This window comes from Microbulbifer maximicatervae (SeqCode) (assembly GCF_052467305.1).
On record NZ_CP174306.1, the window covers coordinates 2316765 to 2329220 of the forward strand.

10 protein-coding genes are annotated in these 12456 nt (G+C 49.0%); all 10 read right to left on the bottom strand.

Features of this window, described 5'->3' with window-relative positions; genetic code table 11:
- Window positions 1-44: 44 nt before the first annotated feature.
- On the bottom strand, window positions 45-3200 hold the full coding sequence (locus ACJJI4_RS10250; protein WP_444927992.1) for an efflux RND transporter permease subunit: 3156 nt from the start codon (window positions 3198-3200) through the stop codon (window positions 45-47).
- A gap of 9 nt (window positions 3201-3209) precedes the next feature.
- Window positions 3210-4439 (bottom strand): efflux RND transporter periplasmic adaptor subunit, encoded by a 1230-nt coding sequence (locus ACJJI4_RS10255; protein ID WP_444927993.1) that lies wholly within the window; start codon window positions 4437-4439, stop codon window positions 3210-3212.
- A complete protein-coding gene (locus tag ACJJI4_RS10260) occupies window positions 4436-5749 on the bottom strand; it encodes a TolC family protein (RefSeq protein WP_444927994.1) in 1314 nt (437 codons plus the stop codon). The genes ACJJI4_RS10255 and ACJJI4_RS10260 overlap by 4 nt, the downstream gene beginning before the upstream one ends.
- Window positions 5750-5759: 10 nt before the next feature.
- Window positions 5760-6713 carry a M56 family metallopeptidase gene (locus ACJJI4_RS10265; RefSeq protein WP_444927995.1) on the bottom strand — a complete coding sequence of 318 codons (954 nt, stop codon included), beginning with the start codon at window positions 6711-6713 and terminating at the stop codon, window positions 5760-5762.
- Window positions 6713-7096: a BlaI/MecI/CopY family transcriptional regulator gene (locus ACJJI4_RS10270; RefSeq protein WP_413662180.1), complete on the bottom strand. Its 384-nt coding sequence runs from the start codon at window positions 7094-7096 to the stop codon at window positions 6713-6715. The genes ACJJI4_RS10265 and ACJJI4_RS10270 overlap by 1 nt, the downstream gene beginning before the upstream one ends.
- An 888-nt stretch (window positions 7097-7984) precedes the next feature.
- A complete protein-coding gene (locus tag ACJJI4_RS10275) occupies window positions 7985-8455 on the bottom strand; it encodes a DUF2846 domain-containing protein (RefSeq protein WP_444927996.1) in 471 nt (156 codons plus the stop codon).
- 558 nt (window positions 8456-9013) lie between these two features.
- Window positions 9014-9904, bottom strand: coding sequence for a cobalamin-binding protein (locus tag ACJJI4_RS10280; RefSeq protein ID WP_444927997.1), 891 nt, complete (start codon window positions 9902-9904; stop codon window positions 9014-9016).
- 30 nt (window positions 9905-9934) lie between these two features.
- Complete coding sequence (gene cobS / locus ACJJI4_RS10285) at window positions 9935-10768, bottom strand: adenosylcobinamide-GDP ribazoletransferase (protein ID WP_444927998.1); 834 nt, start codon at window positions 10766-10768, stop codon at window positions 9935-9937.
- Entirely contained in the window at window positions 10752-11357 is a 606-nt protein-coding gene (locus ACJJI4_RS10290) for a histidine phosphatase family protein (protein WP_444927999.1), read from the bottom strand. Before ACJJI4_RS10290 ends, cobS begins: the two co-directional genes overlap by 17 nt.
- Window positions 11347-12393: a nicotinate-nucleotide--dimethylbenzimidazole phosphoribosyltransferase gene (gene cobT, locus ACJJI4_RS10295; RefSeq protein WP_282933030.1), complete on the bottom strand. Its 1047-nt coding sequence runs from the start codon at window positions 12391-12393 to the stop codon at window positions 11347-11349. Before cobT ends, ACJJI4_RS10290 begins: the two co-directional genes overlap by 11 nt.
- Between the last annotated feature and the right edge of the window lie 63 nt (window positions 12394-12456).

Sequence of the window (12456 nt, forward strand, 5' to 3'; positions counted from 1 at the left end):
TTAAATTTCTAAATTCTTGTGAACCAAAGCGCACACAGGCCGAGTTAACTGGCTCCAGCCAGAGCCACTTCAGGGTTATCTTGTAAGCTCTCAGACTTGGCATTCCTGCCATGTAAAATTCTGTAGAGTGCCGGCAACACTAAAAGTGTCAGGATTGTTGATGAGACAATACCGCCAATAACCACCGTAGCCAGTGGGCGCTGTACCTCAGAACCAATACCAGTATTCAGCGCCATGGGCACGAAACCGAGTGAGGCAACCAGTGCGGTACTAATGACCGGACGTAAGCGGATCAGTGCGCCCTCAATAATGGCCTTTTCTATGCTGTAACCTTGGTCTCGCAGGTCGCGAATAAAGGAAACCATCACCAGGCCGTTAAGGATGGCAATCCCGGAAAGTGCGATAAAACCAACGGCTGCGGAAATGGAGAAAGGGATATCCCGCAACATTAAAGAGAGCACACCGCCGGTTAATGCGAGGGGTATACCGGTAAAGATAATTGCCGCATCTTTTATGGAACGAAGCGCCAGCAGGAGAAGTCCCATAATCAACACAAGGGTCAGCGGCACTACAATCGATAAGCGTTCAGTAGCAGACTGTAGCGTTTGATAGGTTCCGCCGTATTCAACCCAGTAACCGGGTGGTATTTCCACTTTATCGGAAACGGACTGCTGTACATCAGCAACAAAGCTACCCAAGTCCCTACCCCGAACATTGGCCGTTACCACTACCCTGCGTTTACCGTTCTCGCGGAAAACCTGATTGATACCGGCAGTGAGTTCCAAGCTGGCAATTTCCTCCAGGGGCACATAGTTGCCATTGGGTCGATGAATCGGCAGTTTCTTTAGCGCATCCAAATCCTGGCGCAATACCTCTGGCAAACGCACAACAATATCGGTGCGGCGATCTCCCTCATAAAAGCGGCCAGCAACCGTACCTCCCAGGGCGGTTGCCAGCTGCTCCTGTACCTGATTGATAGCCAGCCCATACTGGGTTAGTGCGGCCTGGTCAGGAACAATGGCGAGAACCGGTAAACCGCTGGTTTGCTCCATCTGTATATCAGCAACGCCTTCTACACTGCCAATAGCCGCTTCAATTTCACCGCCCAAACGCTCTAATTGCTCAAAGTCATCGCCAAAGACTTTGATCGCCAATTCCGCACGCACCCCTGCTAAAAGCTCGTTAAAGCGCATCTGGATTGGCTGGAGAAATTCATAGCGGTTGCCGGGGATTGGCTCTACCAGCTTTGCCAGCTCTTCTACCAATTGCTCTTTTGGCTTATCCGGATCTGGCCACTGAGACCTGGGTTTCAGGATAATAAAGTTATCGGCAACACTTGGGGGAACCGCATCGGTAGCCACTTCCGCAGTACCAATTTTGGCGAATACACGCTCCACTTCGGGCAACTCTTTAATCCGCTCCTCCAGGGATTTTTGTAGTGCAATCGCTTGTTCCAAGGATGTGCCGGGAATACGCAAGGCGTGCATGGCAATATCGCCTTCATCCAGATTCGGCACAAATTCGCTACCCATTCTGCTTGCCGTATAACCGGAAACCAACACCAGTAGCGCAGCAATAGCGACAACCATGCCACGCTGGCGCAGTGCAAACTCCAAGGCCGGGCGATAAATGCTATTCAACTTCTCAAGTGCAGGGTTTTTCTTTTCGATCACCGGTTTGCGGAATAGCAGTGCTATGCCGGCTGGCACCAAAGTGATGGAAAGAAACATCGCAGAAAGCAGCGCAATCACCACGGTAATAGCCATTGGATGGAACATCTTGCCCTCCACTCCGGTAAAGGCAAAAATGGGTAAATACACTGCTGTGATAATGAACACACCAAACATGGCCGGGCGAATCACTTCCCGCGTCGATTGGAATACCAGGGTAAGCCGTTCTTTTAGATCTAACTGGCCACGCTCGCGGGCGGATTCGCTGAGGCGTCGCAAACAGTTCTCGACAATAATGATGGCCCCATCCACCAACAAGCCAAAATCCAGCGCCCCCAGACTCATCAGGTTTGCACTTACGCGGGCCTGCACCATGCCGGTGATGGTCATTAACATGGCCACCGGAATGACCAGTGCAGTGAGAATTGCTGCGCGAACATTCCCCAGCAGCAGGAAAAGAACCGCGATAACCAGCAGCGCACCTTCCATAAGATTGGTTTGGACCGTGCGCAATGTCTGGTCAACCAGACCGGTACGATCATAAACCGCAGTCAATGTGATACCTGGTGGTAGACTCTGTTTGATATCCTCTAACTTTTCACCAACTGCACCTGCAACGGTGCGACTATTTTCGCCAACCAGCATGAAAACGGTACTCATCACCACTTCCCTGCCGTTCTGAGTAGCCGCCCCGGTACGCATTTCGCGCCCCTCTTCGATCTTGGCCAAGTCGCCAAGGCGAACAGCAACGCCATTCACTTCCGCAACCAGGAAATCCTTCAGTGTCTCTAACGAGCTTGCCTGCCCCGGAACCCGCAACAACCACTGGGCGCCACTATGTTCAATAAAGCCTACACCGCGGTTACGATTGTTCTCCTCGATCGAGCGAATCAGGTCTTCCTGGGTCAGGCCAAATGCCAGCAGTTTCTCTGGCTCTATAGCAATTAGAATTTCTCTCTTGAATCCGCCAATCGGATTGACTTCCACCACACCTGGTACACGCAATAACTGCGGGCGCACAATCCAGTCATGCACCGAACGCAAGTCCTTAGGTGTTACCGCACTGCCATCAGCATTGGTGGCTCCGGGTTCGGAGTCCACTGTGAACATAAAGATTTCGCCAAGACCTGTGGCGATGGGTCCAAGCTCCGGCTCCAAACCAGCAGGCAGTGCACCACGCACACTAGTGAGCCGTTCATTCACTAACTGGCGAGCAAAATAAATATCGGTGCCATCTTCAAAAATCACCGTAACCTGCGACAATCCATACCGCGAAACGGAGCGTGTATAAGCAAGGCTCGGCAAACCAGCCATTGCATTTTCCACTGGGTATGTAACCCGTTGCTCAACTTCTTTAGGGGTATACCCCGGTGCCTCCGTATTAATAACCACCTGGATATTGGTGATATCCGGTACCGCATCAATGGGCAGCCGGGTGAAATTCCAAATGCCCAAACCGCACAGTAGTAGCACAAGGGCAATAACCAGCCCGCGATTTTGAATTGAGGTTCTTATCAAGTACTCAAGCATGTCGAACCCTCAGTGATCGTGGGATGCACCGGACTTTTCAATGTCCGCTTTAATGATGTAGCTGTTACCGGTGACATATTCGATTCCCGGTCGAATCCCCCCCAGCACTTCAACCCAATCGCCTGCTTCACGCCCCAACTCCAACATGCGTACTTCATATTGATCGCCCACCTTGGCATAAACGACAGTAAAATCGCGGAACGCTTGTAAACCGGAACGCTTGACGGCGAGGGACACCTCATATTCAGCAACTTGGATATCGCCGCTTACAAAAGAACCTGGTGCGAGGCCTGCGGGAATATCTTGCAGTGACACTCTAACGGCGGTGGCCTGGTTAGGTTTCATCAAAGTATCAATTTGTTTCACTACCCCGAGCAGAGGAGTTTCCAGGGACTTGATATTTACGGAAACGGGCGCGCCTTGGCGAACCTGGGGGCGTATCGAGGGAAAAACATCCAGCTCTGCCAACAAGGCAGTATCATCGGCAACCGTTAATAAAGCTCTACCTGCGGTCTGTTCACCAGGGTTTACATTGCGCTGAATTACCACACCTGTAATGGGGGATTTAATACTGTAAGTTTTCAGGTTTTGATTGCTGTTAATGGTAATCAGAGGTTGCCCTTTTTTAACGCGCTCCCCCAACCCCACCTGCACAGTTTCTACAAAGCCATCGAAACGCGCACTAATTTCACGTACCTGCTCTGGATCTACAATAAGCCTGCCATAAGCGCGGCTGGTCTCACTCATCCTGGCGGGGCCGACGGTTTCCGTATCAATTTCCATGGATTCAGCAATACCGGATTCGATACGGGTTCGCCCCTCAAAATTATCGTATTGCCAACGGTATTCGTGCCCCTGGTACTTGGCTGTTAGAGTCACAACAAATGAGTGGGGCTCATAGATCACCATATCGCCACGCAGATAATTCCCCTCAGGCCTGAACTCGATGTGATCCTCTCCATCTCCAAGCCTTGTAAGAACCACTTTAAGATCAACCTGACGAGGATTAACCAGCTCTCCATCGTTACTCACCCAAACCCGAAACTCCGGAGGAACACCAGTTTCATAAATACTTAGCTCAACGGCAAAATCACCTTCTCTCAACATTCGCCCACGATTGGGCCCTTTTTCCGGTTCTGCCTCTGCGACAGCTCCGGCCGCATACACACTGCCGCTGCCACTTAGGAACAAGGAAAGTAAAGCACCGAATATCAGGCTGGAAAAAACTGCGGATCTCATATCTCGCTCTCGCTTATCTGTGCCAATGACAGGCCGGTAAGTTTTTCAATTTCAATCAGGCTAAGGTGTGCGTTGTACTGTGCCTGGAGCAGTGAAAGCTGCGCATCGCTAAGCCCCTGTTGGGCTAGAGCCAACTCCGAGTAGTTATAGCGGCCACGTCGATAGGCTTTTTGCGTAGCGGTGAGCGCCTTATCCAGACTGGGAATCATCTTTTCATTCAAGGCGGCAGCCACGTGCCGGTGATGCTGTAGCCTTTGGGTCATCACAAAGAGTTGTGTATCCAATGCAATCTCTTTCGCATTTCTTTCTGCTCGGAAACGATTCTGTTCCGCCCTCAAAGCAGATACCTTGCCGCGATTGCGATCGCCCTTTCCTAGTGGGATTGCGAAGCCGGCCACCAATCCATAATCTCCGCTCGCTTCGTTGCGACGAATTCCTGTATCAATCCGCCACTGAATGCCCGCTTCTGCACGTGCCAAATCAATTTCCGCCTGCTTCACGCGCTCGCGGCTCATGAATATTTCCAAATTTGGGTTGCTCGCAACCAAGCTTCGCAATCTAGATAAATCAACTTCTGGAATGACACTGGAAAGAGAGCCCGCCACCCCAAGAAAGCTGGGCTCTCTGGAGCCCCACTGGGCAGCTAATTGATATCTGGCAATATCCAATTCGTGTTCGACATCTTCCACAGCTAAGAGTCGACGCTGCAAATCGACTTCAGCCCGAAAAGCATCGGCTTCATTCGTTCTGCCAACACTAACCTGACGATTAATTTCAGCGGTCATATTGCGAGCCAGGTCGACAGCTGTTTTAGCAATTTTCAGGCGTTCCTGGTGCGCCAGGACCTGGAAAAAGTAACGCGCAGTATTAGCGGCAACTTCTAACTCAAGAACCTGCTTTTCGGCCTCAATCACGGAAGTCTTACTGCGTGTAGCCAATACACGTTTTTCTGCGAGATCACCCTGTAATAGCCAACTGATGCCTACTGTTACCTGGGAACTGCCGTTGCCATCGCTGTCCTTTTCCTCCCCCACCCCCTCGGCAGCAACACTAAGCTCCGGGCGTGGTCCAAGCTTGGCGTGCTTGGATAAAGCATCCACAGCCTCAAACTGATATCGGTAACCCGCCAGTTCAGGGTGATTTTGCAAGCTTTTAAGAATTGCCTGTTCATAAGTAAGTCCCGATAACTCCTCGCCCTGTTCTGCCCTAAGGGGTCCACTTAATACGACTAAAAAGAACACGGCTCCGGCCAAAAAAAACCGATTGACGATCGGTTTTTTGGTTATGACTAAACGCAGACAATTAAACACTTCGGCTTCCTTAGTGGGAGAAAAGGGTTTCGACGGTGTGGTGGAGCGCGTCCACCGAAACAAGGCAAGTGCCTGTAAGAGCCACAAACATTCCAGCTAATAACAAGGGGGGTAAGCTGCGCCCCTTATCATCAGACAGCAAGTAACGAATACGAGCATCCAATTGGTCAAGAGCGAAATAACAGACCATTGCTGAACTTCTCTCTTTGGGATGCAACCCATTGGAGATACGGGTTACTTTAAGTAGGGTTTGGGCGATAAAAGTCTCACTCCACCCCTGCCTATGGGCATAAGCATCTGCACGCTGCTCCATACACAGCGCCATCTGCCGATTCAGGTAATTCCCCAAACGCGTAGGGAAAAAGCTGGCAAATAAAGCGAATATTAATTTCTTCAGAGGATCAAATTTTTGCGCATGTGCTTCCTCATGCAGGCGCACCACCTCAAACTCTTCCGCTGATAACTGGTCTCGCAGACCGCTGGTATAAAACCCTTGTGGACGGAGCAGACCACTGGTGAAAGCCTGGGGCCCCTTTGCCTGGATAATACTTTGGTCAGACTTATCCCTTTCGCAAAGTTGCATTAACAAACGAAGCTGCGTCAAATGGCGATGAGCTCGTTTAAAACTTTGAAACGCCAAAAAACCGCTAAAGAAAAGAAACGCAATAGTAAAAACACCGTGCCAACTGTAGAGGTTAAAAGCATTGATATGGTGCCAGTGCGCCAGTGATGCAACGCCTCCCAAAAGGCTGGGGAAAGCCAGGATAACAGCGGCGGTGGAAGCCGCGAACCACGGCAGCAATACCGCGCTCCACAGCAGTAAACGCCGGCTACAGGCAGAAAAGCTAAGTGAATACCGGGAAACGGAAAGGCTGGCAGCTGACACCAGTAAAATACCAACAAACAGACCAAGCGCTACAATAGTCAGCAGGTTTAGCCAGAGTGCAACCTGCCCCAAAATCATTAGCGTTCACCCTGCTGGCGCTTAATCTTCTGGCTTTCGATCAACTGCTCCAGCTGCTCCAATTGGCTTTCGCTCAACTCCGATGAGATGGAGGTAAATGCGGCAACCAACCCGTTCTCATCATCAACGAACTCACGAGTAACATCTTGAATCAGCTGTCCGACAAACTCGTAGCGCTCCACTGCCGGGCTGTATTGGAATGCATGCCCCTGCTTCTCCCGAGACAGCAAACCTTTCTTGTAAAGGCGATCCAGCGTGCTCTGGATGGTGTTAAGAGAACCTCCACGGGCCCTACTCAAGTCCGAGTGGACCTGTTTGGCATCCGCAGATTTTCTATCCCAGAGGTATTGGAGCACCTGTTTTTCAAGATCGCCAAGTCGCATAGACCATTATTCCAGAGATTAAAACTATTCTTTGAATGATGGTAGAGTGGTAAAAACCGATCGTCAATAGGTTTTTGCATTTCAGCCTACTTCGACTGTGGGATGAATTTTGCTCCAGGCTCCAAGGATGCCGACCCAAGAGAATAGCCGCTTTCTTAACTTCAATACCGCAAACTAGATAACGATACGAATAATTTAGACACCTTGGAGATACCGCCAACATTTGGCAATGAAATTAAGGGGCTATTTGACTTGAACTCAACATTAATACAGCTAGGGGCGGCTTTACCATTGATTAGCCCTGATCTACTAAAAAGTGATTTTTTTCACTACTCACTGATCGTATAAGTAACGGGCGAGAGGTCCAGCGGCCATCTCTGTGGCTGACTCTTCAGCAATTCCATTTCTAGAAGCAAAGATTCTCGTAGAGGGATCGCAGTTTGTGATGATTGGCTTCCTAGGTGACAACGTATATATCTATAAGATCGTACTTTTCAAAAGGGATTTCTATAAGCTCATAGTATGGGGAGACTATACGTATAACTTCAATATTTTTAACGATGACTATGAAGAAAGCAAAGTGTTGGGCCATTGGCCTTTGAAGCAGAAACTGTAAGAGCATGAGTTAAACCTAGGCTATTATACCTCCCATATAATTAGCTAAATCTCTTATGGTTTCTCATACATAACTCTCACTCAGTCTTTTGCACTGAGTATTTTACCGGAATTCAAAGCTCGTTACTGGGCATTATTGGACCAATTGTAACTAACGTATAAATAGGAGGAATAAAACCCAACATTATCCCCCTTATTAATTTTTCTAACCGACTCAGCTTATATATCAATTACCTCACCCACTTCTGAACGGATATAAAGCTCCAAAATCAATTACTTTGATAATTTTAAAGCAGATATTTCTTTGGCTGCCACACTCCCAGGCATAGCTATCAAATGGTAATCGCGCTCGCCATAACCAGCTGCCGCATCCCCTACAACCATAATTTCCATAGTTGTCAGAGATCCAATCTTCCATTTAATGTATAAATTTTCGCCTTGCTTAAGATCAACCTCCATAACCTTGTTATCAAATCCAAAACTATCATCACCTACGATAATAGTATGTTCACCTGGGCTCAATTCATATGCCAAATACCCACCATTTTTCAAAATCTGCCCGCCTCCGCCATCAATATAAACCTTCGGGCCAACAGCCATATTTACGAGAGATGATTCCCTATACAAGTAAAGGACTCCAGTATCCGAATTGAGTCGCTTGTACTCTGTATACATAGGCCCAGAAGCGGAACACCCTGATAAGGTAACAGACAAAAATACAGAAATCAGCAATGATTTATACACAGTTTGGCACCACGAAAACATAAAGCTCAGGAAGACTAAATAGTCAAAAACAGATAATATTTTTAAATACACGGCACAAAGAAGCCGGGCAGTTTAATCGGAACAGTTAATAATCAGGACTATACCAAATTCAGCAAACAGACTCTTTTGGCTATTGGTGACCAACAGAGTGTTTGTAGTTAAGCCTCTAATAACAGATAAACTAATTTATTTACGAATAAATTGATAGTGAACAGCCCAAAGTACCCCTTCCACTATATCGGACAGACCTAACGCGTGACTTTATTTTCTAAAGTGAAAAAATAAAGGTAAATATTTCCCCAGAAGAGGTGTTTCCAGAGCGACTCGCCCCTATTCTCACCGTTAAAACTTTACAGTCTAAGAATTGTTACCACGCCAACTCAATCTCCGATCGAGCTAAACCAAAGGTTAGACAAATTGGAATTATGTCCAAGAATCCCAACACCAGCTGGCTTATGCGAGAATTACGTGGACCCGTTAGATATATTGCCAACAGAAAGCACAGATTCTGATTAGATAATTAGGAAGTTGAAACCTTCAACTTCCTCTCACCCGATTCAAATCACCACAAACCATCTCCATACCATCCAGCACTCGAAAAGTATGTCGCTGAATGATATCCGGTGGTACATGGAACAGGTTTCCCTCTTTAACTGCATTAATTCTTGGGTATGCTTCCCAGGCATCCAACCAATCTGGCCGCTCCTCCCCCATTCCGCTGGCGATAATTACTCTCGGGTCTCTATCCAGTACAGACTCAATACTAATCTTCGGTGCTAATACCAATGCATCGGCAAATATATTACGGCCGCCACAGGTTTGAATAACATCGCTAATCAGGTGGTCGCCATTAAGTGTTTGCAGTGGCTCATTCCAAACCTGATAAAAAACACTGACCGAATCCAGGTCCTTATGGCTAAGCTGTATCTGATTCAGTCGCTCAAGCCACTCTCCGGCAGATTTATCTGCATAGTCACTTGTACCTGCAAGTTTACCGAAGCGCTTTACATTCACAGCGATATCTTCAAGAGCATTAGATTCAGATACGAAAACTGTAAAACCGAGATCCTCCAGTTTATTAATCATCTGATCGCCATTTCCCGATCCCCAGGCAACAATCAAGTCAGGATTTAGCAATAGTAAACTCTCATAGTTTACCGCTTTATAGTTACCTATCTCCGGTAATTGCTTGGCTTGCTCGGGGTAATCACTGTAGCTTACTGCAGCAATTAGCTTATCCCCCGCCCCAGCACTGTAAAAGTTCTCCACGATATTTGGCGCTAGCGCAACAATACGCTCTGCTGGTGCAGGCAGTTCAACCCATTGGCCACGGGCATCTTTTACCCGCACGGAATCATCCGCCCAAGTATTACTCACCAATAACAGATTCAAGGTTAAAACAACACGGACAATACTGCTTCGAGACATCTCTTTAACTCGACTATAACTGAGGAGCTTCTAAACAGCTCCGTAACTCACATTGGCAGCCACTGCCACCCATAATATCAATATCGACAATTCACTTATCTCGACCAAACCGCCCAAACAATCGCCGGTATAACCACCAATAGTCTTATCCCACAGGCGACGCCAGAATAAGACCAGGGCAATCAAACTACAGACGATGCCTATGGCAATGGGTATTGGCGCCGCTAAACATCCAATAGCAACTACGATTGCAACTACCGGCAATAGGTCCCATCGGCGCTCGGAGCCAGCGGGCGGTACATGGCCTTCAACACGTGCGTATTGTGAAACTCCCATTAAAGCCAGGGCTGCAGCCCTGGCTAACATAGGTGAGAGCACTAACGGCAGATAGACCCAAGCATCTTTTGTTACTGGGTTTATTAGCTCTAGCAGGGTTGCTATTGCAGCGAACTTTATCAGTAGGAAAACAACAACAGCCGCTACCGCAATAGAGCCGCAGTGGGGATCGTGCATTACTCTCAGAATATGCTGACGTTGTTCTTCAGGATCCGCACACTTATGTCCAGCAAAGTAGGCATCAGTACAGTCAGCAAGGCCGTCGAGGTGTAGTGCACCTGTCAGGACCACCCAGAAACCCAATAGTATTGCAGCTTGCAACTGGGCACCTAAAGGAGCCAGAAGGTAGGCGGCCCCGGATAACAGTACACCAATCACCACTCCAACCAGGGGGTAAAAATATATCGACCGCTTCACCGTTTCCTTGTCCACCTCCCGAAGCAAACCCGCCACCGGCAGCCGGGTAAGAAATACCAGCGCATACAGAAATGCTTGGGATAGGTTGTACAACTTACGGGCAATAAACATAAGCTGACTGCTCTGGGTAGGAAACGGTAAAGGTCTTATTGTCCGAGTCGTATCTCAACGATGCGGCAAACCCGTAGTTAACTTGCAGTGAAATCATTTTCACTGGGAGCCAGTTATTCGCATACGCGAGCAACAACTTGATAACGCCACCGTGAGTAACGAGCAGCAGGGACTCTCCCGAGTATTGCTGGGCTAGATTATCAATAGCTTGAAGAACTCTGGATCGAAATACGGGAAAGGGCTCACCTCCCGGCGGTGCGTGCTTTTCTGGGTCACGCCCCCAGGCTTCACACAGTGCTCGTTGCTCAGTCCAGATCTTATCGACTGACTGCCCCTCCCAGTCCCCGAAACCAATTTCCCGGATATCAGGAACTTCAGTTATCGGCAGTTTTTTCTCTCGGGCAAGCTGAGCAGCAAAGCGTTGGCAGCGTTGTAAGGGTGAAGTAACAATTCGGTCCCAGGAGCCATCGAGCTCGGCAAGCCCTCGCAACATCTGCTCCCTACCCTCACTGGTTAGGGGCACATCGATCTGCCCGCGAAAAATATTTCCACCTTCGCAGGCACCGTGTCGTAAAAGATCAATCCGCAACTGGCACTCCTGCCTCACTGAAAGTGAACATTTTGTTATGCAGGTTCAGCGCTTGCTTGATAATACTTATGGCCAACACTGCACCTGTGCCCTCGCCAAGGCGCATATTGAAGCTCAGCAATGGCTTCACCCCCAGGCACTCGAGGGCCAGTTTGTGACCAGACTCGTCAGAGAGATGGGCGTAGAGCAACCAGGGCTTCACTGATGGATTAATAGCACCGGCAATAGCTGCCGCGGCAGTCGCCATAAAACCATCAACCAATACAGGGACACCTCGCTGGGCACTGGCGACAAACGCTCCCGTTAAGGCTGCAATCTCAAAGCCACCAAAAGTTTGCAGAATAGCAAGTGGCGAGCCCAGCGCTGCCCGGTGCTGTTCCAAAGCAAATTCGATCAGCTCCACCTTGCAGGCGAGCACTGCATCGTCGATACCTGTTCCTCGCCCCGTAATGCTGCCAACCTCTAGCTCAAAAAGGGCGGCAAAAATGGCAGCGGCGGAAGTGGTATTGCCAATACCCATATCTCCGCCAATAAAACAATCTGCATCGGTAGACTGGCGGCGACCGGCATCAAGAGCAAGAGCCAGCTGCGCTTGGGTCATAGCGGGATTACCTTGGGAGAAGTCCGCAGTAGAGGGAGCTATAACTTCATCAATCAGGTCGGGGTGTTCAGCGGGGACCACACAACCCAGATTAATTGCGGCAAAGTCAGCATCCTGCTCGCGGCTCAACACATTAATAGCCGCCCCACCCTCGCAAAATAGTTTCAGCATTACAGAAGTGACGGCCTGAGGAAATCGGGAAGTTCCCTGGGCTGCAACACCGTGATCAGCACCGAATACGCGCACCGACAAATTATTCAGTAGGGGTTGCTCCCTCCCCTGGAATCCGGCGAAATCCACGGCAATGCTTTCGAGCCGACCAAGCGCGCCTTGCGGCTTAATCAATTGCTCCTGGCGGGCAATCGCGGCATTGCGAGCACTCTGGTCCGGGGTTGGTGCAGGCTTATCGAGCCAACTGAGTTCATCTGTCATCATTATCGGTCTCAGTCTCAGTCTCAGTCTCAGTCTCAGTCTCAGTCTCAGTCTCAGTCTCAGTCT